This is a genomic window from Bradyrhizobium sp. C-145 (assembly GCF_023375135.1).
GTDB classification, from domain to species: domain Bacteria; phylum Pseudomonadota; class Alphaproteobacteria; order Rhizobiales; family Xanthobacteraceae; genus Bradyrhizobium; species Bradyrhizobium zhanjiangense.
In genome coordinates, this window is the sequence record NZ_CP088150.1 from 380,774 (window position 1) to 404,740 (window position 23,967).

The following is a 23,967-nucleotide window of genomic DNA, read 5'->3' on the forward strand; positions in this document are numbered from 1 at the left end:
GAATCGTGGATCTCGGCGGGCAATAGACTTAACGCAACGTAATTCAGCCGCCGAGGGTAGCGAAGAGGCCGGAAAATTCCCTTAAGCGCAGTAGTTTACGGAGGGTGACTGGCGATGCAGAGATGCGCGTGACGGCGCGAATGCGGAGGTGCGCGCAAGCCAGCGCTAGCCGGGACGACACCAAATAGGGATAGATTAGCGCTACGGCCCGTACAGCACGAGCTCCGTATCGGTGAGATCGGCAAGCTGTGGCCGATGCGGGCCCTTGAAATATTTGCGGCCGCGGCGCTCTGTGTAGAGGCCGATGAGGCCGGGAAGTGGGCTATTGCAATCGACGGCCACCGAGATCTTGCCGAGCCGCAGCAGCAGCCGGCCGATCCGGCCGGCGCAGGCGGCATATTCGGCGATGTTGCGGCAGTAGATTAGTTTCATCGCGGGCGGCGCGATGAAGCCGCGGCGGATGCGCACCGGTTGCAGGATGAAGGGGAACGTTCCCTGCGGCGTGCGGCAGACCAGGCTGAGGCAATTGTAGCGCGCATGACGCGTCAAGAGCTCAGTCTCTGTGTCGGAAAGCCCTTCGATCGCCTTGGCGTGCTGCGAGATCACCTCGATCCTGCTCCAGCGCGGGGCACGCGCCAGCGCGGGCACCGAGAAGAAGATGCCGCGGCAGTAATCACGAAAGCCCTGCGTCTCGATGATGGGCCAGGTCCACGGCGCCGGGCTGATGTTGAGGTAAGTGACGTCCTTGTGCCGCTGCGCAATCTTGGTCAGCAGCGGCGCGTAGTTGCGATAGGCCGGATCGACATACCAGCTCGACAAATTGCACTGGATGGCGGTCTCTTCGCCGTTTTTGCGCGCCGTGTAGATCAGCAGCAGCACGCCGACCGGTGTGCCGTCATCCTCGAGCATGTAGCCGAAGCGCGGATAGCCCTCCGGCACGGTCCGGAAGGCCTGCCGGCGCAGGCCCTGGATCCAATAGTCACGCGAGCGGCCGACGAAGCCGCGCGTCAGCAGGTCCGCGATGGCTTCAACATCGGACTCGGTGATCTCGCGGCATCGGACCTTGGTGTGGATCACGCTCGTCTTGCCCGTGGAAATGGTCGGCCTCGTGAGTTCCGTTAGCGCCAGCCTTCGCCGTGGGCCTCGGCCGCAACATGCGGCTGCAAGCCCAGGACGTCGCGAACCTTGGCCGGCCAGGCGGCGGTATCAGTGCCGTGGGTGTGGAACATGGCGACCGCGAGCCGGTCCATGCCGAAGGCAACGCAGCCGGTGTGGGCCGGCTCGCCATTGGCGTCTTTAATGTCCCAGGTCGTGCCGAAATGCTCGCGGTGATAGTTGAAGCTCATGCAGGCGGTCGGCTGCTCTTCCGAGCGCAGCGGGATCAGGAGCTCGAACTTCAGCTGCTGCTGTTTCTGGCTTACCGCCTTCATCTGGCCGACGCGGCCGAAGAAGGGATCGCTGGCATAGTCGACGCGGAAGGTGAGGCCGAGATCGCGCGCGATCGCCTGCGCGCGGACCATCCAGCGCTCGCGGAAGTCGGCGACGTCATCGGGGCTGCCAATGCAGACATATTCGCGCATCCGGAACGATTGCAGCCGGTCGAGATGCTTCGACGGCTCGCGGCGGAAGCAGTCGGCGGCGACGTCGAAGCGCAGACCGCCCTTCGGCAATTGGCCGCGGCTCGCCGCGATCGGGTAGACGGGATAGCAGGCGGCCGGCGACAGCACGAGGTCGGCCGGCGAGAGCGATGAGGTCCAGTCGCCGCCGGCATCGAAGCGGCTCACCGCCGCATTGATCTCGCGTTCGGTGCCGTGCAGGCCGCAGACGCAGCCGAGCAGGTTCGGAAAGCTCTTGAGGTAGCCGGATTTCTCCAGCTGAGCCCGGCTCATCACCGGCGGAAAGCGCATCACCTCGGTTCCGGCCTCGCGATGGCCAGTGATCAGCGTGGCGAGCTTCTCGACGATGCCCTCATAGAGCGCGGTGCGGGCGTAGACCCCGTCCGAGCCCATGCGGTGGAACAGCTTGTCGGCGAGATGATCGAGCGGATCGATGATCTGCGGTGCGGTGTCGGGCGAATTGGGGAGGACGGCAATATTCATGGGTCGATGTCCTGCTATCTCAAAATTGTTCTTGTTGATTCAGTCACGAAGGCTCATTGGCACGCCGCTCATCAGCGTCGCTGTCGCGGCGTTGGCGAGAATACGGTCGTTGTTGATCATGATCGGCGACGACAGCACGTCGCGCAGGTGACGGCCCATCGTGAATTCGCCGTCGTTGCGGTAGCCGGAAAGACCCGCGGTGCGCATCGCATGCATCACCGTCTCGACCGCGAGCTCGGAGGCCTGCACCTTCAAAAGCGTGATCGAAGACTGAAAGTCGAGCGAGCCGAGCGCGCGCTCGTCATGCTCGGCGCGGTCGAAAGCGTCGATGTTGGCAGCGATCAGCGCGCGCAGCTTGGCGAGCGACATCTTGGCGGCGGTGAAATGCGCCGCGGCCGGCGGCATTTGTCCGCCGGAGCTGCGGGCCGCCTTGCGGATGAAGGCCTGCGCACGGGTCACCGCGGCGGCGGCAATGCCGGCCCAAGCCGACGACCAGCACAGATGCGCGAATGGCGTCATGGTCTGGGCGTGGATCTTGTCGTAGGATTCCGGGAAGACGCGGTCGGCGGGGCAATCGACCTTCAGCTCGAAACCGGTCGAGCAGGTGCCGCGCATGCCGAGCGTTTCCCAGCCCAGCGTCCGCTTCAGCGAATAATCGTCCTTGGCGAGCGCCAGCAGCACTTGGTCGGAAGCGGCAGCGTCGGTGGCGCGGCGGGCGATGGTGACGAGGCCGTCGGCCTCGGCGCCGTAGGAGATGACGGTGGCGTCGCGTACCAGCGACACGGAATCGCCGGCGTGATCGACGGCGGCTGCGCTGGCGCGGATGTTGCCGCCGTTCTGTCCTTCGGTGGTGGAGGAGGCGAGCAGCCACTGGTCGCGCGCGACCCGGCGCATCATGGTTTCCATCCAGGGAATGCCGTGGCCGTGCCTGACGACGCAGGCGACCTTGGTCTGGTGCATCGCGTAGATCATCGCGGTGGAAGCGCAGGCACGCCCGAGCGTGTAGCAGATATCGGTGACGTCATAGATCGAAGCGCCGAAGCCGCCGAACTCGACCGGGATCATGACGCCAAGCAGTTTTTGCTCACGCGCGACCTCGAAAGCCTTGTGGGGGAAGCGGGCGTCGCGATCGACCCCGTCTGCATCGGCAGCTGCGGCAGCGGCGGTCCGGGCGGCACGCTCGATCAGGGAGGGACCCTGCTCGAGAAAGCTCATCTGCGTTTCGTCGACAGTGAGGACTGCTTCACGCACGTTCATGCTCGTCCGCCTCCGGTTTGCCGTTCGAGATCGCCGCCATCATTCGCGATGTCGCCAGCGATCCTCCGACCATCTTTGCTTGTGAGACGAGGCTACGGATTTAATTCAAATTCGTCGATGAAATAGAGGGTAAACAAATCCCAATTCCGAACGAACAGTTAAGGTCCGGTTGTTTGCATCACCGGAATTTCGGCGGTCGCGTTAGTGATCTGGAAGAGGTCTGAATTTTAATCAATCTGAGTCATCGTTTACTAAGAAAAGCGAAGTAACCCTCGCGCCCATTGCGGGATCGACTGGCCGTGCCCATCGTAGCCGGCAGTCCGGTCCGCCTCCGATAGACAGATGGGAATTTGCCGATGCAGGCCTTCGATACCGACATGCGCAGTCGCATCATCAAGCTCGTGAAGGGCATCCTCGAACAGAACTCGCTCACGGCGGACATCACGCCGTCGGCGAAGCTCGTGGACGTTGGCCTGACTTCGATGGACATGGTCAATCTGATGCTCGGCGTCGAGGCCGAGTTCGACTTCACCATCCCGCAAGCCGAGATCACGCCGGAGAACTTCCAGTCCGTCGAAACGCTGGAGCGGATGGTCGCGACCCAGCTGCAGCCGGCAACGGCGGCTTAGCTCCGGCACAACTGCTTATCCGGCGTTGTCCCGGCGCAGGCCGGGACCCATCCCCAGGGAGTGGTTGCGGCGCAAAGCTGGCAACCACGAGTCTCCGCCAAACTCTATCCTGTGGCTATGGGTCCGGGCCTTCGCCGGGACGACATCGAGCGTAAGGCGCTTGCTTGTGCTTCTCACCGCACCGGCATTGCCCCCACCCCCGTTCCAAAACCGCTGCAAAACTGGCATAGCTTAACCATGTCGCACAGCGCGGACGGGATGGAGCAGGCATGACGCAGGCGGTATTGGGCATCATCGGCGGCTCCGGCATCTATGATCTGCCGGGCCTGGAGGGTGCGCGCGAAGAGGTGATCAAGAGCCCCTGGGGCGAGCCGTCCGCGCCCATGCGGCGCGGCACTATGGCGGGCCTGCCGGTCGTGTTCCTGCCGCGGCACGACAAGGGCCATCGGCTGTCGCCCTCCGACATCAACTACCGCGCCAATATCGACGTTCTGAAGCGGGCCGGCGTCACCGACCTGATCTCGCTATCGGCCTGCGGTTCCTTTAGGGAGGAACTGCCGCCCGGCACCTTCGTTCTCATCGATCAGTTCGTCGATCGCACCCACAAGCGCGAGAGCTCGTTCTTCGGCCGAGGCTGCGTCGCGCATGTGTCGATGGCGCATCCGGTTTCGCCGCGGCTGCGCATTCACCTGGCCGCAGCCGCCGAGGCCGAGGGCATCGCAATCGCGCGGACCGGTACCTATGTCTGCATGGAAGGGCCGCAATTCTCTACCTATGCGGAAAGCATGACGTACAAGACGCTGGGCTACTCCGTGATCGGCATGACCAACATGCCCGAGGCGAAGCTCGCGCGTGAGGCGGAGCTCTGTTACGCCACCGTCGCGATGGTGACCGATTTCGATTGCTGGCATCCCGACCATGATGCGGTCACCGTGCAGGACATCATCCGCGTGCTGAACTCGAATGCCGATAAGGCGAAAGCGCTGGTGGCGCGGCTGGCGAAGGATTTTCCGCGCGAGCATGAGCCGTGTCCGATCGGCTCGGATCGTGCGCTCGACACCGCGCTGATCACGGCGCCCGAGGCGCGTGATCCTGAGCTTTTGAAGAAGCTCGATGCGGTGGCAGGGCGCATCCTGCGTGGTTGAGACGAAAGGCAGAATGCCATGAAGGTCGACGGCAAGCATTTTCGCAGCATCTGGCGTGAGCGTGGCGACTGGTCGGTCGGCGCGATCGACCAGCGCAGGCTGCCCCACGAGTTCGTCATTGCGAAGCTGACGTCATGCGAAGACGCGGCAGTCGCCATCCGCGACATGCTGGTGCGCGGCGCGCCGCTGATCGGCGCCACCGCGGCTTACGGCATGGCGCTCGCGATGCGCGAGGACGCCTCCGACGCCGGCCTGAAGCGTGCCTATGAGACGCTCGTCGTGGCGCGGCCGACCGCGATCAATCTGAAATGGGCGCTGGACGAGATGCGCGCGGCGCTGGCGCCGATCGATCCGGTCGAACGGGCGGAGGCGGCCTACGCGCGTGCCGACGAGATCGTCGAACAGGACGTCGAGATCAACCGCGGCATCGCCGGCAATGGCCTGAAGCTGATCGAGGCGATTGCGGCGAAGAAGCCGGGCGAGGTGGTCAATGTCCTGACTCATTGCAACGCCGGCTGGCTTGCGACGGTCGACTGGGGCACGGCGACGGCGCCGATCTATCTCGCGCATGAGCGCGGCATCAAGGTCCATGTCTGGGTCGACGAGACCCGTCCGCGCAACCAGGGCGCCTCGCTCACGGCCTGGGAGCTGGGCCATCACGGCGTGCCGCACACGGTGATCCCGGACAATACTGGCGGCCATCTGATGCAGCACGGCATGGTCGATCTCGCCATCGTCGGCACCGACCGCGTCGCCGCCAATGGCGATGTCTGCAACAAGATCGGCACCTATCTGAAGGCGCTCGCCGCGCATGATAATGGTGTGCCGTTCTACGTTGCGCTGCCGTCGCCGACGATCGACTTCGCCGTTCATGATGGCATCCGCGACATCCCGATCGAGCAGCGCAGTGGCGTGGAGGTCACTGACATGACCGGCCGCACCGCCGACGGCAGGTTCGAGACGGTTCGCATCGTGCCGGAGGGATCGCCCGTCGCGAACTATGCGTTCGACGTAACGCCGGCGCGTCTCGTCACCGGCCTCATCACCGAGCGTGGCGTGCTGAAGCCCGACCGCGCCTCGCTCGCGGACGCCTTTCCCGAGCGGATCGCCGCCGCGGCGGAATAGTCAGTTCGCCAGTCGGGCTCGTTCAACACCGTCATTGCGAGCGAAGCGAAGCAATCCAGAATCCCTCTGCGGAGGCAGTCTGGATTGCTTCGCTGCGCTCGCAATGACGAGTTTGTTGAGGCGGCGCGTCCCTGTTATGGGCAGCTTAACTCAGCTTCAGCCCCGTCGCGGCCTCGAGCTCGGCGATGGCCTGGGCTCCGCTCGTCACCTTGATCGTGGTCATGCCCATCTCGCGCGCGGGTTTCAGGTTGACGCCGAGATCGTCGAGATAAACACAATTGTTTGGGTCAACTTTCAGCGTCTCGACCATCAGCCGGTAGATACGCGGATCGGGCTTGCGCAGGCCGATCTTGGCGGATTCGATGACATGATCGAACAGCGCCATCACCTCGGCCACGTAAAGCGTGCGCCCCGTGAGGCTGCCGATGGCGTTGGCCGGAAGGTTGTTGGTGATGCAGCCGGTCTTGAATTGCGCCGCGATGCGCTTCAACGCCTCGACCATCTCGGGACGCAGATTGCCCTGGAGCAGCGGCAGCACGTCGCGGCCGCGCACCTCGGCGCCAAGCGCACGTGATTCCTCGGCGAACAAATGATCGAATGCGTCGATATCCACCTCGGCGCGCTCGAACTTGGCCCAGGCATTTTCCAGATGGTTGGCGGCGTTGGTGCGCCGGATGATGTCGATGGGCAGGCCACGTTCGGTCTCGAACCGGGCGAACGCCTCGAACGGTGAGCTCGTCAACACGCCGCCAAAATCAAAGATCACAGCTTCGATCGTCAAGGTCCCGCCCTCGTCAATTCAGTGCCAAGATAGCTGACAAGACGGCTAGCACGCGCTATCGGCAAGGGCCAGCCCGAAGCAAACTCGGCCCCTGACCGAACCGACTGCAAGACGTCCCCATGAAAACAATTGCGACATTCATCACGGCCGCTCTGCTGCTCGCCACGCCTGCCCACGCCATCGTCGGCGGCGGCACGCCGCAGGCGGATGGTGTCGCGCGCGCCATTGTCACTATTGTCGGCTCGCGCGGCAATTTCTGCACCGGGAGCCTGATCGCACCAAAACTTGTGCTCACCGTCGCTCACTGCGTGCAGCCCGGTGCGGACTACAAGATCGTCGATCGCGGCGCCGACGGCAAGCCGCAATTGCTGAACGTCCGTTCTGTCGCGATCCATCCGAACTTCAACATGCAGGCGATGCAGGCGCATCGGGCGACCGCCGACGTGGCACTGTTGCAACTGGAAATTCCACTCAAGGGAAAATCGACGGTGCCAGTCGGGGCACCGAATATTCCAATCCGCGTCGGCAGCCGTTTTACCATCGCCGGCATCGGCGTCGCAGTTCGCGGCGATGGCAAGAGCGGCGGCATCACGCGTGTCGCTGCGCTTATCGCCACCGGCCAGCCCGGGACGCTCCAGATCCGGCTGGTCGATCCCGTAACCAGCGGTGTTCGCGACGGAATCGGCGCTTGTACCGGTGATTCCGGCGGTCCTGTGTTCGAGGACAAGCCGAATGGCGCCGTGCTCGTCGGCGTCGTCAGCTGGTCGACAGGGCCAAACGGCGCCGACGGTTGCGGCGGGTTGACCGGCGTCACGCCGCTCACGCTCTACCGGGACTGGATCTTGCAGACCGCACGGAGCTGGGGTGCGGCACTGTGATTTGACCGCGACCTGATCTATGTCATCTTGAAGCGGAAGCGCGATGGGCGACACTGCCTGTCGCGGAGGAAACGCGCCGTCCGATCAAGGCCGGCCACCAAAACAAAGCAAGGCAATAAGTAACAATGAATGTCGCTGTTCGCGGTCACACCGCCACCAAGCAAGCTTCCGAACATTTCGACGTACTGATCGTCGGCGCCGGCATCTCCGGCATCGGCAGCGCCTATCATATCGAAAAGCAGCTGCCGGGTACGAGCTACGTCATCCTCGAAACGCAGGCGACGTTCGGCGGCACCTGGAACACGCATCGCTATCCCGGCATCCGCTCGGACAGCGACCTCCACACCTTCGGCTACAGCTTCAAACCCTGGGTCGGCCCGCCCATCGCGACCGCCGAGGAGATTCTCTCCTACATGAAAGAGGTGATCGACGACAACGATATCGCCCGCCGCATCCGCTACAAGCACAAGATCAATTCCGCGAGCTGGTCGAGCGAGCAGAATCTCTGGACCATCGAGGCGACGACCACCGATACGGGCGAGGCAAAGACCTTTACCGCAAACTTCCTCTGGATGTGCCAGGGCTATTACCGCCATTCGGAGGGCTATACACCGGAATGGAAGGGCATGGACCGCTTCAAGGGTCGCATCGTCCATCCGCAGACCTGGCCGGATGATATCGATCTCGCGGGCAAGAAGGTGGTTGTGATCGGCTCGGGCGCGACCGCGGCAACACTTGTTCCGAACATCGCCGACGAGTGCGCGCATGTCACCATGCTGCAGCGCTCGCCGACCTATTTCCGGCTCGGCCGCAACGCCATCGAGATCGCGGAGGAGTTGCGCAGGCTTCAGGTCGACGAAGAGTGGATCCATGAGATCGTGCGGCGCAAGATCCTGTTCGAGCAGGATGCGTTCACGAAGCTTTGCGTGTCCAAGCCGGAGCAGGTCAAGAAGGAGCTGATCGGCCAGATCAGCGCGGTCCTCGGTCCCGACTACGACGTCGAGACCCACTTCACGCCAAAATACCGGCCGTGGCGGCAGCGCATCGCCTTCGTGCCGGATGCCGATCTGTTCAAGGGCATCGCGAGCGGCAAAGCCTCCGTCGTGACCGACGAGATCGAGTGCTTCGTCGAGAACGGCATTCAGCTCAAATCCGGCAAGCTTCTGGAAGCCGATGTCATCGTCACCGCGACCGGCTTCAATCTCGCCGCCCTCGGCGACATCGCCTTCGAGATCGACGGCAAGCCGCTCGCCTTCGGCGACACCGTCACCTATCGCGGCATGATGTTCACGGGCGTGCCGAACATGGTCTGGGTGTTCGGCTATTTCCGCGCGAGCTGGACCCTGCGTGTCGACCTCGTCGCCGACTTCGTCTGCCGGCTGCTCGGTCATATGAAGGCCAAGGGCGCCAAGAAGGTCGAAGTGAGCTTGCGCCCCGAAGATCACAACATGCCGATCCTGCCCTGGATCGATCCGGAAAACTTCAACCCCGGCTACATGATGCGCAACATGGACCTGCTGCCGAAGCGCGGCGACAAGCCGGAATGGCAGCACAGCCAGGACTACTGGGTGGAGAAGGACGAGATCCCGAAGACGGATCTGGACGATGCGGCTTTTGTGTATGGGTGAAATTTCTTAGCCTGGCGTCACACTTTCCGCAGTCGTCCTGGCGAAGGCCAGGACCCATTAGGGAGGTGTCGTGGCACAAACAGGTAACTACGAGTCTTCGTCAAGCTTCTCCTTGTGGTTATGGGTCCTGGATCAGCGCTCCGCTTTGCTGCGCTTGTCCAGGACGACACCATTTATTGCGCAAGCGGCGCCTCAACTCACTCGCGCGATACGCTCACGAATTCCGCCGCGTCGCATTGGTCGCAATCGCCGCCGCAGCCGTCCGGTTCTCCACGCCGAGCTTGGCGTAGATCTGCTCCAGATGCTTGTCGACCGTGCGCGGACTCAGTCCCAAAATCTGCGCGATGTCGCGGTTGGTCTTGCCCTTGCTGAGCCAGGCCAGCACCTCGCTTTCGCGGGCGGTGAGGCCGAGCTCGCTGGTGAATTCGGTCGGCGGCGCGGTGCCGGACTCCTTGGACAGCCGCAGCAGGAACTCGTTCGGCGCGGTTTCGCCCATGTAGTAGAACCGGAGTTGCGGATTGTCGGGCAAGGAGGCCGCTTGAGATTTCGAGCTGCCCTTGCTCCTGGCCTGATCCAGCCATTGCAGCAGTGATGGCGGCAGGACGAAGTCGTCGGCCTGCGGGCCGCGGTGGTCGGACAGCAGCCTTTGCGCCTGCGGCGTTGCCCAGAGCACGTTGCCCTGTCGGTTGACCGCGAACAGGAAGCGCCCGGAGACGTCGAGTGCGGCGCGCGCGCTCTGGGTCAGGCGGGCGTTGCCGAGATGTACGCGGATGCGCGCCAGCATCTCCTCGATCACGATCGGCTTTGTCACGTAATCGACGCCGCCGGCTTCCAGCCCGCGCACGATGTGCTCGGTTTCGGCGAGCCCCGTCATGAAGATCACGGGAACATTGGCAAGGCCGGCGTCGCGCTTCAGGCGGCGGCAGGTCTCGAATCCGTCCATACCGGGCATCACGGCGTCGAGCAGAACGATGTCGGGCGTGAGCTGGTCGACGATACGCATCGCGGCCGCGCCGTCGAGCGCCACCATCACCGTCATCCCGGCGCTATCGAGCGCATCGGTGAGCAGCCGCAGCGTCTCCGGGGAGTCATCGACAACAAGCGCGACATCGCGCTTCCTCGACTCAATGCTCATGCGCATGCAACGCCTTCAATGTGGTCATGTACTGGTCGAGGTCGAAGCGGTCGACCAGCAACCGCATTTCCGCGACGAAATCGGCATGCTCGGGATGCTCGCTGCCGATCTCGTCCAGCTTCAGCTGGATGCCCTTGACGTAGCCGATCTGGCCGAGCCCGATCAGCGCCTCGATGTGCCGGACCGGCGGTTTTGATCCACTCTCGGGCCGCCAGAACGGTGCCGTGATCTCATCCGAGCCGTATTGCCATTCAATCTTGAGGAGCTGACGAATCGTCTCCAGCAGCCGCGGGATGTCGATCGGCTTCATCAGATAGCCGTCGTGGAAGGGCTGCGCCAGCGGCGTGCCGTGGGCCTCCAACGCACTCGCCGACACCATCAGGATACGCGCTTGGTGATGGCCGCTCGCACGCAAGGCCTCGGCCACGGCCCAGCCGTCCATGGCCGGCATGGAGATGTCGAGCAGGAACAGATCGGGCCGGCAATGCTGCGCCAGCGCGAGGCACCCCGGGCCGTCGGGGGCACTGAGCAGGATGAAACCGAGCGGTGTGAGCACCTCGCGCAGGAGGTCGCGATGCACGGGGTCGTCGTCGGTGATGAGGATAGTCTTGCGCGCGCCCTGATAGCCGGAGACCGGCGCCTCCACCGGCGCGATACGCTGAGGATTGGTCACCTCCGACAGCAGGATCTTGACCTTGAACGTACTGCCGGCGCCGACCGTGCTCATGACCTTGATGTCGCCGCCCATGACGCCGGCGAGCAGCCGGCTGATGGTGAGGCCTAGGCCAGTTCCGGTCTGTGGCTGCGAGACACCGAGCGCACCGCGCTCGAAGGGCGCGAAGATGCGCTCGAGATCGTCGCTTCGGATGCCGGGACCGGTATCGATCACCTCGAACTCGGCGACGGGGCTGCGATAGTGCACGACAAACTGCACGCTGCCGGCCTGGGTGAACTTGATCGCGTTGGAGAGCAAATTGATCAGCACCTGGCGCAGCCGCTTCTCGTCGGCATAGACGACGAGCGGCAGCGAGGTGGGCCTCCTGAACACGAAGTCGACGCCTTTGGCGGCGGCTTGAAGGCGGAACATGCCGACGAGCTGGTCGAGGAATTCGCTGAGGCGCACCTCGTCGCGTGACAAATACAGCCGCCCCGCCTCGATCTTGGAGATATCCAGGATGCCGTCGATCAGGCCGGAGAGGTGATCGGCACTGCGGCGGACGACACGGACCTGGTCGCGCGGCTTGGTCGCGAGCGTTGCGTCCTGCTCCAGGAGCTGGGCGTAACCGCTGATGGCGTTCAGCGGCGAGCGCAGCTCGTGACTCAGGCCGACGACATAGCGGCTCTTGGCGAGATTGGCGGATTCGGCGACCTCCTTGGCGCGCTGGAGCTCGGCGTCGGTGCGCTTGTGCGCGTCGATCTCCTGGATCAGCAGCGCGGTCTGCCGTTTCGTTTCAGCTTCCGCGGCCCGGCGGCTCTGCTGTGCCAGCACGAACAGCCAGGCCACGACGCCGATGATGATGCTAAGCGAGAAGAACACCTTCCAGAGCACGTTGGAAACGAGCATGTTCTCGCCATAAACGGTCGCCGAGGTCTGGAGATAGATCAGTCCCAGCACCAGCGCGACAAGACCCGCGGAGACCACGAACACTCCGATGTAATGGCCGAACTGCGAATTGATCCGCTGATAGATCGGCTGCGGCAAAATCCTGCTGAGCGCGTCGGAGAACTGCACCTGAGCGCGCGCGTGCGGCTTGCAGAGATCGTGGCAGCGGGCATCGAGCGAGCAGCATAGCGAGCAGATCGGGCCGGCATAGGCCGGGCAGGAGGTGGTATCTTCCGGCTCGAAACTGTGCTCGCAGATACAGCACTGGATCGCCTCGATATTGGCCCAGCTCTTTTTGGGCTTGCGCGCGATGTAGTATTTTCCGTCGGTAAGCCAGGCGATGACAGGCGCGGTGACGAAGGCGACGGCCAATGCGACGAACGCCGCGAGCGCCTTCATGACCGGGCCGAACATGCCATAGAATGACGCGATCGAGACGATGGTCGCGATCGTCATGGCGCCCACGCCGACCGGGTTGATGTCGTAGAGATGGGCGCGCTTGAACTCCATCTGCGGCGGGCGCAGGCCGAGCGGCTTGTTGATGACGAGATCGGCGACCAACGCGCCGACCCAGGCGATGGCGACGTTCGAGTAGAGCGCCAGCGTCTGCTCCAGCGTCTTGTAGACGCCGATCTCCATCAAGAGCAGCGCCACCATGACGTTGAACACCAGCCACACTACGCGACCGGGATGACTGTGCGTCAATCGCGAGAAGAAGTTCGACCAGGCAATCGAGCCGGCATAGGCATTGGTGACGTTGATCTTGATCTGCGACAGGATCACGAACATGCCGGTGAGCGCCAGCGCCATGTCCGGCTGCGACAGCACGTATCGGAATGCTTCGAGATACATGTGCGCTGGCTCGGCCGCCAGCTCGCTGGAGAGGCCGTGGCTCAGCGCAAAGAAGGCGAGAAACGAGCCCAGCAGCAATTTCAGCGCGCCGAAGATGATCCAGCCGGGCCCCGCGATCAGCAGGGCGATCCACCATGACGTGCGCGACGTGCGGCGGTCGCGCGGCAGAAACCGGAGGAAGTCGACCTGCTCGCCAATTTGCGCCACCAATGAAAACACCACGGAGGACGCGACACCGAACAGCAACAGGTCGAAATGTCCGTTCGCGTCGCCGTGCTCGCCGGCGAACTTGCGCCACTCCGTGAACGAATAGGGATTGGCCCAGGCGATCGCGGCAAAGGGCAGGATATGCAGGATGACCCAGATCGGCTGCGTCCAGAGCTGGAAACGGCTGATCAGCGTGATGCCATAGGTGACGAGCGGGATGATCGCGACCGCGCTGATGAGGTAGCCGATCGGGCGTGGAATGCCGAAGCACATCTCGAGCGCGGTGGCCAGAATCACCGCTTCGATGGCGAAGAAGATGAAGGTGAAAGATGCGTAGATCAGCGAGGTGACGGTCGAGCCGATATAGCCGAAGCCGGCGCCGCGTGTGAGCAGGTCAATGTCGATGCCGCATTTGGCCGCGTAATACGCAATCGGCACGCCGCAGAAAAAGATGATGGCGGAGACGACGAGGATCGCGGCGCTGGCGTTGGTGACGCCGTAGTTCAGCGTGATAGTACCGCCGATCGCTTCCAGCGCCAGAAAGGAGATCGCGCCGAGCGCCGTGTTGGCGACGCGAGCGGCGGACCAACGGCGGGCGCTCTTCGCCGTGAAGCGCAGCGCGTAGTCTTCCAGCGTCTGGTTGGCGACCCATTGGTTGTACTGGCGCCTGACGCGGTCTATTCGCTGCCGCCCTGCCACGCTTTACCCCACTCCAGATACGGACCCGGAGCCCCTCGCAATTTCCGTACCAAAAGCCTACGTCGGCATTTTGCGGTGCAGTATACGCGATCTTGCGTATGCTTGAGCTGCACAAATTCGAGCCATCCTCACGGCACCAACGCGTGTCCTCGAACAAAAGTGGGGTGCTCATGTCAGACGAAGCAAACAAGGGGCTGTTGTCGCCGCTCCGGCGTAAACTGTTGATGGGAATGGCGGCCGTGCCTGTTATCACGATGCTGCCACGGGCATCTTTTGCGCAGGCCCCGGCGACGTCGGCAGTCAACACCACAGGCCTCGCGGTCACCGACACCGAGGTGACGGTCGGCATCCTGCACTCGGCGACCGGCACCATGGCCATCTCCGAGACCGGCTCGATCGAAGCCGAGAAGCTCGCCATCGAGCAGATCAATGCCGCCGGCGGCGTGCTCGGGCGCAAGATCAAGTTCATCCAGGAGGACGGCGCCTCGGACTGGCCGACCTTCGCCGAAAAGGCCAAGAAGCTGCTCGTCAACGACAAGGTCGCGGCGATCATGGGCTGCTGGACCTCGGCCTCGCGCAAGGCGGTGCTGCCGGTCGTCGAGCAATACAACGGCATGCTCTATTATCCGACCTTCTACGAGGGCCTCGAGCAGTCCAAGAACGTCATCTACACCGGCCAGGAGGCGACCCAGCAGATTCTCGCCGGCCTGAACTGGATCGCCAAGGAGAAGGGCGCGAAGTCGTTCTTCTTCATCGGCTCCGACTACATCTGGCCGCGCACCTCGAACAAGATCGCGCGCAAGCATGTCGAGAACGTGCTGAAGGGCAAGGTGGTCGGCGAAGAGTACTATGCGCTCGGCAGCACCCAGTTCAACTCGGTCATCAACAAGATCAAGCTGACCAAGCCCGACGTGATCTTCACTGACGTCGTCGGCGGCTCGAACGTCGCCTTCTACAAGCAGCTCAAGGCCGCCGGCATCGATCTCGCCAAGCAGCCGCTTCTCACGATCTCGGTGACCGAGGACGAGATCGACGGCATCGGCGGCGAGAACATTGCGGGCGCCTACGCCTGCATGAAGTACTTCCAGTCGCTCGACAATCCGAACAACAAGGCGTTCGTGCCGGCGTTCAAGAAGGCGTGGGGCGAGAAGACCGTGATCGGAGACGTCACCCAGGCTGCCTATCTCGGCCCGTGGCTGTGGAAGTTGACGGTCGAGAAGGCCGGCTCCTTCGACGTCGACAAGATCGCCGCGGCCTCGCCGGGCGTCGAGTTCAAGGGCGCGCCGGAAGGCTACGTGCGCATCCACGAAAACCATCACCTCTGGTCGAAGACCCGGGTGGGACGTGCCAAGCTCGATGGCCAGTTCGAGCTGATCTACGAGACCGCCGATCTCGTCGAGCCGGATCCGTTCCCGAAGGGCTACCAGTAAGGACCGCGGCGTCGCTCGCGTTCCCCTCTAGACCAAGCCGCTCCCTGGCGTGGATCGCAAGTCCATGCCCAAGACCCCGCGTCGCGAATCTGCTCGCGACGCGGGACCCTTTCCCCGACGGAGGAAATCGATGTTCGGCGACTACTCGCTTGGTGACCTTGGCTCCATCTTCGTCATGCAGGGCTTTGCGGGACTGATCCTGTTTTCGGTCTACGTCCTGATGGCGTTGGGACTGGCGATCATCTTCGGCCAGATGGGCGTCATCAACATGGCCCATGGCGAGTTCATGATCTTGGGGGCTTACGTCACCTGGATGACCTCAAGCTTCTTCCAGGCCTATTTACCAAGCCTGTTCAGTGGCTACTTCTTCCTCGCGATGATCCTGGCTTTTGTCGCATCCGGCGCGCTGGGCATGCTGGTGGAATGGGTTCTGATCCGGCATCTCTACAAGCGTCCGCTCGACACATTGCTTGCGACCTGGGGCCTCAGCCTGATGCTGCAGCAGGCCTATCGCTCCGTGTTCGGTGCCCGCGAGGTCGGCGTCGAGCTACCGCAATGGATGCTCGGGTCGTTGCACGTGACTGACAGCATCGAGGTGCCGATCAACGGCGTCTTCGTGATGTGTCTCACCGTGCTGATCACCATCTCCGTCGCCTACGTTCTCTATATGTCGCGCTGGGGCCGGCAGGTGCGCGCCGTCGTGCAGAATCGCATCATGGCCGGCGCAGTCGGCATTAACACCGAGAAGGTCGATCGCTTCACGTTCGGTCTCGGTTGCGGCATTGCCGGTGTCGCTGGCAGCGCCTTCACAATGATCGGCTCGACCGGGCCGACGTCGGGCCAGCTCTACATCGTGGACACATTCCTCGTCGTCGTATTCGGCGGCGCCGCCAGCTTGCTTGGCACCATCGCCTCGGCTTTCTCGATCTCGCAGACGCAATCGACGCTCGAATTCTTCATGTCGGGATCGATGGCCAAGGTGCTCACGCTGCTTGCTGTCGTCGGCATCCTGATGCTGCGACCGCAGGGTCTCTTCGCCCTCAAAGTCCGCAAGTAACGAGAAGCAGGCAAGTCATGATCATCAACTCACGCTTCTTCAATCGATCCGAACTCATGGGCTTCATTGTTCTGGCCGCAATGCTGTTCGTGATCCTGCCGCTCTCGCTGGATGCATTCCGCCTCAATCTGGTCGCGAAATACCTGACCTACGCTTTCGTCGCGCTCGGTCTCGTGCTGTGCTGGGGCTATGGCGGCATCTTGAGCCTGGGTCAGGGCGTGTTCTTCGGCCTCGGCGGCTATTGCATGGCGATGTTCCTCAAGCTCGAGGCGTCCAGCGTCGAGAACACGAAAATCCAGTCGACGCCCGGCATCCCTGACTTCATGGACTGGAATCAGATCACGTCACTGCCGCTGTTCTGGCAGCCATTTCACAGCCTCACCTTCACCATCCTCGCCATCATCCTGGTCCCCGGTCTCTTCGCTCTGATCATCGGCACCGCCATGTTCAAGCGTCGCGTCGGCGGCACCTATTTCGCGATCATCACCCAGGCCGTCGCCGCCATCCTGACCATCCTGATCGTCGGCCAGCAGGGCTATACCGGCGGCATCAACGGCATGACCGACCTGCGCACACTCAAGGGCTGGGACATCCGGCCTGACCACGCCAAGGTCATTCTCTACTTCGTCGAGGTGGTGCTGCTGTTCGCCTGCATCGGCATCGCGCAGTTCATCCGCCTGACTAAGCTCGGCCGCATCCTGGTGGCGATGCGCGAGCAGGAGGACCGCGTCCGCTTCTCCGGCTACAGCGTCGCCAACTTCAAGATCTTTGCCTTCTGCATGGCCGCGGTCTTCGCCGCGATCGGCGGCGCCATGTTCGCGCTCAATGTCGGTTTCATGTCGCCGTCTTTCGTCGGCATCGTGCCGTCGATCGAGATGGTGATCTACACCGCGGTCGGCGGGCGGATGTCGATCTTCGGCGCGATATGGGGTGCGATCCTGGTGAATTTCGCCAAGACCAGCCTGTCGGAATCCTTCCCGCAACTCTGGCTGTTCGGCCTCGGTGCGTTGTTCATCGCCGTCGTGCTCGCCTTTCCGAACGGTCTATCCGGGCTCTGGGCCGATTACGTGCAGCCGCGCATTGATCGTCTGTTCGCCTCGCGCAAGTCGAAGTCGGGCTGGAACGACAACTCGGTCGCCGACGGCGCACCGGCAGAGTGAGGAGGCCATCATGCTCATCGGTCATCACGATGCCGATGCCACGCTGGCAGTGAGGAGATAGATCATGCTCATCGGTCATCAGCCTAAGGAATTCCTGCTCGCGGTCTCCGGATTGACCGTCTCGTTCGACGGGTTCAAGGCGGTCAATGATCTCTCCTTCTACGTCGAGGAGAACGAGATCCGCGTCATCATCGGTCCCAACGGCGCCGGCAAGACCACGGTGCTCGACCTGATCTGCGGCAAGACCAAGGCGACCTCGGGCTCCATTCAGTTTCGTGGCAAGGAGCTCACGAAAATGAAAGAGAACGAGATCGTCCAGACCGGCGTCGGTCGCAAATTTCAGACGCCGTCGGTGTTCGAGGATCTCACCGTTTTTGAGAACCTCGAGATCTCGTTTCCGCGCGGTCGCACCGTGTTCGGCTCGCTGACTTTTCAGCGCGACCAGCCGGTCAAGGACCGGGTCGAGGAGATCGCGGAGATGATCTTCCTCAAGGACAAGCTCAACACCTATGCCGACGAGCTCAGCCACGGCCAGAAGCAATGGCTCGAGATCGGCATGCTGCTGATCCAGGACCCGGACCTCCTGATGCTCGACGAGCCCGTCGCCGGCATGAGTGTGTCCGAACGCGCCAAGACTGCCGAGCTGCTCAACCGCATCATCAAGAACCGCTCGGTTCTGGTGATCGAGCACGACATGAAGTTCGTCGAGGACATCGCGCACAAGGTCACCGTGCTGCACCAGGGCCAGATCCTCTCGGAGGGGACCATGGAGAAGGTGAAGAACGATCCCAGGGTCGTCGAAGTTTATCTGGGGCACTGACGATGACGAAAACCAGCGAGTCCGCAGCGGCATTGGCGGTGCACCTCTCCCCTTGTGGGAGAGGCGTAGGCTGCCTTCGGCGGCCGTTCTTAAGAACGGCGAAGCGGAGCTTCGCCTCTGTCGCGCAAGCGATCCGGGTGAGGGGTATCTCTCCGCGCATCAAACTGCCCCTCGAATCCGCTGATGCATACCCCTCATCCGTCGTGGGCTTCGCCCGCGCCACCTTCTCCCACAAGGGGAGAAGGAAGGCATACCGAGCTTAGGAGCCAACGATGCTGGCAATTTCAGACCTTCACGTCGCCTACGGCCAGAGCGAGGTGCTGCACGGGCTCAACGTCAAGGTCGCGCCCAACGAGATCGTGGCGATCATGGGCCGCAACGGCATGGGCAAGACCACGCTGATGAAGTCGCTGATGGGCATCCTGCCAGCGAAAAGCGGCTCAGTGACCATGGACGGTGCCGAGCTCGGTGGCCTCAAGAGCTACGAGCGCGTCGCCAAGGGCCTCGCCTATGTGCCGCAGGGCCGCATGATCTTCTCCACCATGACTGTGAAGGAGAACATCGAGACCGGGCTCGTCGTCTCCGGCGGGGCGGAAGTGCCCGGCGACATCTACGAACTATTCCCGGTGCTGCTGGAGATGAAAGGCCGCCGCGGCGGCAATCTCTCCGGCGGCCAGCAGCAGCAGCTCGCGATCGCCCGCGCGCTCGCGACCAAGCCGAAAGTGCTGCTGCTGGATGAGCCCACCGAAGGCATCCAGCCGTCGATCATCAAGGACATGGCGCGCACCCTCAAGCGGATCCGCGACGAGAAGGGGCTCTCGATCGTCGTGTCCGAGCAGGTCCTGAGCTTCGCGCTCGATATCGCCGATCGCGTGCTGGTGATCGAGAACGGCGAGATCGTTCGCGACGACCCGCGCGATGCCGTCGATGCCGCGCAGGTCTCGAAATATCTGTCCGTCTAACCAACTGTGTAAAAGGGGAGCATCTCGATGCCAGAGACACTGATCAAGGTCGATCTCACCAAGTCGGCCTACGAAAACGACATGGTGCACAACCGCTGGCACCCCGATATCCCGATCGTGGCCTGGGTCAATCCCGGCGACGATTTCATCATCGAGACCTATGACTGGACCGGCGGCTTCATCAAGAACAACGATTCCGCCGACGACGTGCGCGACATCGATCTGTCGATCGTGCACTTCCTCTCCGGTCCGATCGGCGTCAAGGGCGCCGAGCCTGGCGACCTGCTGGTGGTTGACTTGCTCGATGTCGGTCCGCTCAAGGAGAGCATGTGGGGCTTCAACGGCTTCTTCTCCAAGCAGAATGGCGGCGGCTTCCTCACCGACCACTTCCCGCTGGCGCAGAAGTCGATCTGGGACATCAAGGGCCTCTACACCTCGTCGCGCCACGTGCCCGGCGTGAACTTCGCCGGCCTGATTCATCCCGGCCTGATCGGCTGTCTGCCCGATCCGAAGATGCTGGATATGTGGAACAAGCGCGAGGCCGAGCTGATCTCGACCAACCCGACCCGTGTGCCCGGCCTTGCCAATCCGCCGTTCGCACCCACCGCCCATGGCGGCCGCGCCAAGGGCGACGTGAAGGCCAAGATCGGTGCGGAGGGCGCGCGCACGGTGCCGCCACGCGAGCACGGCGGCAATTGCGACATCAAGGATCTGTCGCGCGGATCAAAGATCTACTTCCCGGTCTACGTGCCCGGGGCCGGTCTCTCGATGGGTGATCTGCACTTCAGCCAGGGCGACGGCGAGATCACCTTCTGCGGCGCCATCGAGATGGCCGGCTGGCTGCATTTGAAGGTCGAGGTGATCAAGGACGGCATGGCCAAATACGGCATCAAGAATCCAATCTTCAAGCCGTCGCCGATCACGCCGAACTACAAGGACTATCTCATTTTCGAAGGCATCTCGGTCGATGAAGCCGGCAAGCAGCACTATCTCGACGTCCACATCGCCTACCGCCAGGCCTGCCTCAACGCGATCGAGTACCTGAAGAAGTTCGGTTATTCCGGCGCCCAGGCCTATTCGATCCTCGGCACCGCGCCGTGCCAGGGCCACATCTCCGGCGTGGTCGACGTGCCCAACGCCTGCGCCACGCTGTGGCTGCCGACGGAGATCTTCGACTTCGACGTGATGCCGTCGGCGGCAGGTCCCATCAAGTATATCACAGGCGATATCCAGATGCCGATATCGCCGGACAAATGACACCGCGCTCCCTCTCCCCGTTCTTACGGGGAGAGGGTCGGGGTGAGGGGCTGTCTCCGCATCGCGGTAGCAGTGAGCTGTGTTGAACACGCGTTAGGGATGATGCGATGCCGGTCTATGAATATCTCTGTGACGATTGCGGTCCGTTCAAGGACCTCAGGCCGATGGCGGAATGCGACGATCCGCAAAACTGTCCGCATTGCGAGACGCCGGCGCCGCGCGTGATCCTGACCGCACCGAATTTCTTCTGCATGCCGGCGGAGAAGCGCAAGGCGCATGCCGTCAACGAGCGCAGCACGCACGCGCCGCAGACGCTGGCGCAATACAAGGCCGCGCATGGTCCCGGCTGCGGCTGCTGCTCCACAGGCAAGACCACGTCAGACAAGAAAAAGCCCGCGCGTCTGATGACCAAGACCAAGAGCGGCGCCAAGGGCTTTCCCACCGCACGGCCCTGGATGATCAGCCACTAACTCACGCGCCAATCTCCAACAGAGCAGAGGACCAATTCAAATGCTTCACGGTGACATTTCCAGCAGCAACGACACCGTCGGCGTCGCAGTGGTCAACTACAAGATGCCCCGCCTGCACACCAGGGCGGAGGTGCTCGACAACGCCCGCAAGATCGCCGACATGATCGTCGGCATGAAGCTCGGTCTGCCCGGCATGGATCTGGTGATCTTCCCCGAATACTCCACGCAGGGCATCATGTACGACTCCAAGGAGATGTACGAGACCGCCTCGGTCGTGCCCGGCGAAGAGACCGCGATCTTCGCCGAGGCCTGCCGCAAGGCGAAAGTGTGGGGCGTATTCTCGCTCACTGGCGAGCGCCACGAGGAGCATCCGCACAAGGCGCCCTACAACACCTTGATCCTGATGAACGACAAGGGCGAGATCGTGCAGAAATATCGCAAGATCATGCCGTGGGTGCCGATCGAGGGCTGGTATCCCGGCAATTGCACCTATGTTTCCGACGGCCCGAAGGGCCTGAAGGTCAGCCTGATCATCTGCGATGACGGCAACTATCCGGAGATCTGGCGCGACTGCGCCATGAAGGGCGCCGAACTGATCGTGCGTTGCCAGGGCTACATGTATCCGGCCAAGGAGCAGCAGGTCATGATCTCCAAGGCGATGGCCTGGGCCAACAATGTCTATGTCGCGGTCGCCAACGCGGCCGGCTTCGACGGTGTCTATTCCTATTTCGGTCATTCCGCGATCATCGGCTTCGACGGACGTACACTCGGCGAGTGCGGCGAGGAGGAATACGGCATCCAGTATGCCCAGCTCTCGAAACATCTGATCCGCGATGCGCGCCGCAACGCTCAGTCGCAGAACCATCTCTACAAGTTGGTCCACCGCGGCTACACCGGCATGATCAATTCCGGCGAGAGCCCGCGCGGCGTTGCGGCTTGTCCTTATGATTTTTACAAGAACTGGATCGCCGATCCCGAAGGCACGCGCGACATGGTCGAGGCGATGACACGCTCGACGCCGGGGACCGAGGAGTGCCCGATCGACGGCATCCCGAATGAAGCTGCGGCGTCCAACTACTAGCCATTGGCGGGAGAACAGATTGAGCGGAGCTTGATGCCGGGATGATCAGCCATCGATGTGAATGGCCATCCATAGGCGTCGACGTTCTGACATGTCTGCGCATGCGCGGAATGGGAATAGCGCCCGGCAAAATCGTGGCGCGGTTGCCACATGGACCGTTGAATCTGTCCAAGTTGCGGTCCCGTTGGCGGATTCTCGATGCCCCGTAGTTCTACTGGCCATCCTCATGGCCTAAGTTCCACGCGGCGCCGCTGGGGAGCGCCGCGGGTGCGGGGAAGAGCGTGGGGGCTTGGTTGCCATCGAGTGGGCAGGGTTGCTCGCGCCGGAGCACCACGGCCATTCGCGCGGTGTTCTGGGTGAGCCTTACCTTGGGCGCGACTGTCGCGACGAGCCCCGCCGGCGCCCAGCAATTCTTCAACGGATCGCAGACCACGCCGAACGGTGCCGTCAATGGCGGCGGCGGCGTCTGGGACGCAACCACCACCAATTGGACGGACTCGTCCGGTTCGATCAGCACCGCTTACCATCCGTCTTCATCGTCTGGCACCGTGTTCGGCAGCGGCGGTCCCTCGACGCCGGCAAGGGCGTCGTCCGTTACGCGTGGTAGGCGCTGCCTATAGGGCCACGGTGGGACTGCCATCCTCCCCTGGAGGGGGAGGATCGGTTCGCATGTAGCGGAGCGCAATGCGAACCGAGGTGGGGTGGCAGTCTCTCCGTATTTTTCACTGCCCGTGTGGAGAGATCACCCCACCCCGCTCGCGCTGCGCGCGATCGGCCCTCCCCCTCCAGGAGAGGGTAAGCATCACCGCTGCTGCTCTGGCCTGCGCGGCGGTCGCGGCGCCACGGGCGTTCCCGCCATCTTGTTGGCGGTCTCGCTGATATCGAGCAGCGAGCGGCGGATGTCCTCGAGGTACCCCGCCGATTTCTTCTTCATGGTGTCGGCGAGCTCGTGCAGCCCCTGTATCTTCTCGAACAGCTCGTCGGCCTTGCCATTGACGAAGCCGGGCATCACACCCTCGATCTTCGTGACCGCTTTGTCGAAGCCCGCGAAGGCGCTGTCGACCTTGGCCATGACCGAGTCGATTTCGCCGCCCTTGCTCCTGAGATCGGCAGTATGGTTCTCGAATGTGCGCAGGCCCTCCTTGATCGCAGGGGCGTTGCTCACGATCGTACGGTCGACACTGTGCAGGGTCTCCACGATGGACTCGGCGTCGCTGAGATCGGCGGTCAGTATGGGAATGCCGTCCGAGTCCAGCGGCACCGGCGGCGCGGAGGGGGCGCCCCCGATCAGCGAGATCGCGGCAACGCCAGTCAGACCCTGGAACTCGATGCCAGCGACGGTGTCCTTGCGGATCGGTGCGGTGTTGTCGAGCATCACGAGCGCCACGATCCTGCGGGGACTGTCCAGCTTGATCGACAGGATCTGGCCCGCAGGCACGCCGTCGAAATTGACCGGCCCGCCGCGACGCAGACCGCTGGCGGAGCCGCCTTCGAACACCACGCGCAACTGGCTGCGGCTTTGGATGGTGCGCCATTTCTGCACGCCCAGCAGGCCGCCGAATGCCACGGCGATCACCGCCAGCGTCGCCGTTCCGATCACAAGATTGCTCGCGCGTGCCATGCAGGGCGATTTTACGGCCAAAGCGGGGAAGTTGGAAGAAGCCGGGATGGGCCTTGGCCGCTATACTAGGA

General features: G+C 62.9%; 21 protein-coding genes. 13 read left to right on the forward strand and 8 right to left on the reverse strand.

Annotated elements, in window-relative coordinates; all coding sequences use genetic code 11:
- Nucleotides 1-201: 201 nt before the first annotated feature.
- The 3 genes from LRP30_RS01740 to LRP30_RS01750 are packed head-to-tail and all read right to left on the reverse strand — an operon-like array spanning nt 202 to nt 3,356.
- Complete coding sequence (locus LRP30_RS01740) at nt 202-1,077, reverse strand: acyl-CoA acyltransferase (RefSeq protein WP_249759145.1); 876 nt, start codon at nt 1,075-1,077, stop codon at nt 202-204.
- Nucleotides 1,078-1,118: 41 nt separating this feature from the next.
- Nucleotides 1,119-2,099 (reverse strand): amino acid--[acyl-carrier-protein] ligase, encoded by a 981-nt coding sequence (locus tag LRP30_RS01745; RefSeq protein WP_128940927.1) that lies wholly within the window; start codon nt 2,097-2,099, stop codon nt 1,119-1,121.
- A 39-nt stretch (nt 2,100-2,138) separates the two neighbouring features.
- Entirely contained in the window at nt 2,139-3,356 is a 1,218-nt protein-coding gene (locus LRP30_RS01750; protein ID WP_249759146.1) for an acyl-CoA dehydrogenase family protein, read from the reverse strand.
- Nucleotides 3,357-3,712: 356 nt separating this feature from the next.
- On the opposite strand from LRP30_RS01750, the gene LRP30_RS01755 reads away from it, so the two are divergent.
- The 3 genes from LRP30_RS01755 to mtnA all read left to right on the forward strand — a co-directional run bounded on the left by LRP30_RS01755 (nt 3,713) and on the right by mtnA (nt 6,255).
- Nucleotides 3,713-3,985 (forward strand): phosphopantetheine-binding protein, encoded by a 273-nt coding sequence (locus tag LRP30_RS01755; protein ID WP_128930790.1) that lies wholly within the window; start codon nt 3,713-3,715, stop codon nt 3,983-3,985.
- A 269-nt stretch (nt 3,986-4,254) separates the two neighbouring features.
- Nucleotides 4,255-5,130, forward strand: a complete 876-nt coding sequence (locus LRP30_RS01760; protein ID WP_249759147.1) for an S-methyl-5'-thioadenosine phosphorylase — start codon at nt 4,255-4,257, stop codon at nt 5,128-5,130.
- 18 nt (nt 5,131-5,148) lie between these two features.
- On the forward strand, nt 5,149-6,255 hold the full coding sequence (gene mtnA, locus LRP30_RS01765) for an S-methyl-5-thioribose-1-phosphate isomerase (protein ID WP_249759148.1): 1,107 nt from the start codon (nt 5,149-5,151) through the stop codon (nt 6,253-6,255).
- A gap of 145 nt (nt 6,256-6,400) precedes the next feature.
- Here mtnA and LRP30_RS01770 read toward each other — a convergent pair whose 3' ends face one another.
- Nucleotides 6,401-7,036, reverse strand: coding sequence for an HAD-IA family hydrolase (locus tag LRP30_RS01770; RefSeq protein ID WP_249759149.1), 636 nt, complete (start codon nt 7,034-7,036; stop codon nt 6,401-6,403).
- A gap of 119 nt (nt 7,037-7,155) precedes the next feature.
- On the opposite strand from LRP30_RS01770, the gene LRP30_RS01775 reads away from it, so the two are divergent.
- Complete coding sequence (locus LRP30_RS01775; RefSeq protein ID WP_249759150.1) at nt 7,156-7,914, forward strand: trypsin-like serine protease; 759 nt, start codon at nt 7,156-7,158, stop codon at nt 7,912-7,914.
- Nucleotides 7,915-8,039: 125 nt separating this feature from the next.
- On the forward strand, nt 8,040-9,542 hold the full coding sequence (locus tag LRP30_RS01780) for an NAD(P)/FAD-dependent oxidoreductase (RefSeq protein WP_249759151.1): 1,503 nt from the start codon (nt 8,040-8,042) through the stop codon (nt 9,540-9,542).
- A gap of 214 nt (nt 9,543-9,756) precedes the next feature.
- Here LRP30_RS01780 and LRP30_RS01785 read toward each other — a convergent pair whose 3' ends face one another.
- Together LRP30_RS01785 and LRP30_RS01790 are read right to left on the reverse strand one after the other, a co-directional pair.
- A complete protein-coding gene (locus LRP30_RS01785; protein ID WP_249759152.1) occupies nt 9,757-10,683 on the reverse strand; it encodes a response regulator in 927 nt (308 codons plus the stop codon).
- On the reverse strand, nt 10,667-14,038 hold the full coding sequence (locus tag LRP30_RS01790; RefSeq protein WP_249759153.1) for an ATP-binding protein: 3,372 nt from the start codon (nt 14,036-14,038) through the stop codon (nt 10,667-10,669). Before LRP30_RS01790 ends, LRP30_RS01785 begins: the two co-directional genes overlap by 17 nt.
- Nucleotides 14,039-14,208: 170 nt before the next feature.
- On the opposite strand from LRP30_RS01790, the gene urtA reads away from it, so the two are divergent.
- The 8 genes from urtA (at nt 14,209) to LRP30_RS01830 (ending at nt 22,275) form a co-directional block, all read left to right on the forward strand.
- On the forward strand, nt 14,209-15,468 hold the full coding sequence (urtA, locus tag LRP30_RS01795; protein ID WP_128930796.1) for an urea ABC transporter substrate-binding protein: 1,260 nt from the start codon (nt 14,209-14,211) through the stop codon (nt 15,466-15,468).
- 130 nt (nt 15,469-15,598) lie between these two features.
- Complete coding sequence (gene urtB / locus LRP30_RS01800) at nt 15,599-16,525, forward strand: urea ABC transporter permease subunit UrtB (protein ID WP_128943392.1); 927 nt, start codon at nt 15,599-15,601, stop codon at nt 16,523-16,525.
- Nucleotides 16,526-16,542: 17 nt separating this feature from the next.
- Complete coding sequence (gene urtC / locus LRP30_RS01805) at nt 16,543-17,685, forward strand: urea ABC transporter permease subunit UrtC (protein ID WP_164939130.1); 1,143 nt, start codon at nt 16,543-16,545, stop codon at nt 17,683-17,685.
- 64 nt (nt 17,686-17,749) lie between these two features.
- Nucleotides 17,750-18,505 (forward strand): urea ABC transporter ATP-binding protein UrtD, encoded by a 756-nt coding sequence (urtD, locus tag LRP30_RS01810; protein WP_249759154.1) that lies wholly within the window; start codon nt 17,750-17,752, stop codon nt 18,503-18,505.
- A gap of 272 nt (nt 18,506-18,777) precedes the next feature.
- Nucleotides 18,778-19,467, forward strand: coding sequence for an urea ABC transporter ATP-binding subunit UrtE (gene urtE, locus LRP30_RS01815; protein ID WP_128940917.1), 690 nt, complete (start codon nt 18,778-18,780; stop codon nt 19,465-19,467).
- Between the two features lie 27 nt (nt 19,468-19,494).
- A complete protein-coding gene (gene fmdA, locus LRP30_RS01820) occupies nt 19,495-20,724 on the forward strand; it encodes a formamidase (protein WP_128940916.1) in 1,230 nt (409 codons plus the stop codon).
- A 107-nt stretch (nt 20,725-20,831) separates the two neighbouring features.
- The gene (locus LRP30_RS01825; protein ID WP_249759155.1) at nt 20,832-21,194 is read left to right on the forward strand and encodes a zinc ribbon domain-containing protein; all 363 of its coding nucleotides are present in this window, start codon (nt 20,832-20,834) and stop codon (nt 21,192-21,194) included.
- A gap of 40 nt (nt 21,195-21,234) precedes the next feature.
- Nucleotides 21,235-22,275: an aliphatic amidase gene (locus tag LRP30_RS01830; protein ID WP_249759156.1), complete on the forward strand. Its 1,041-nt coding sequence runs from the start codon at nt 21,235-21,237 to the stop codon at nt 22,273-22,275.
- Between the two features lie 211 nt (nt 22,276-22,486).
- Here LRP30_RS01830 and LRP30_RS01835 read toward each other — a convergent pair whose 3' ends face one another.
- Together LRP30_RS01835 and LRP30_RS01840 are read right to left on the reverse strand one after the other, a co-directional pair.
- On the reverse strand, nt 22,487-22,792 hold the full coding sequence (locus LRP30_RS01835; protein ID WP_249759157.1) for a hypothetical protein: 306 nt from the start codon (nt 22,790-22,792) through the stop codon (nt 22,487-22,489).
- 285 nt (nt 22,793-23,077) lie between these two features.
- Nucleotides 23,078-23,896 (reverse strand): MlaD family protein, encoded by an 819-nt coding sequence (locus LRP30_RS01840; protein ID WP_249759158.1) that lies wholly within the window; start codon nt 23,894-23,896, stop codon nt 23,078-23,080.
- Nucleotides 23,897-23,967 lie beyond the last annotated feature (71 nt).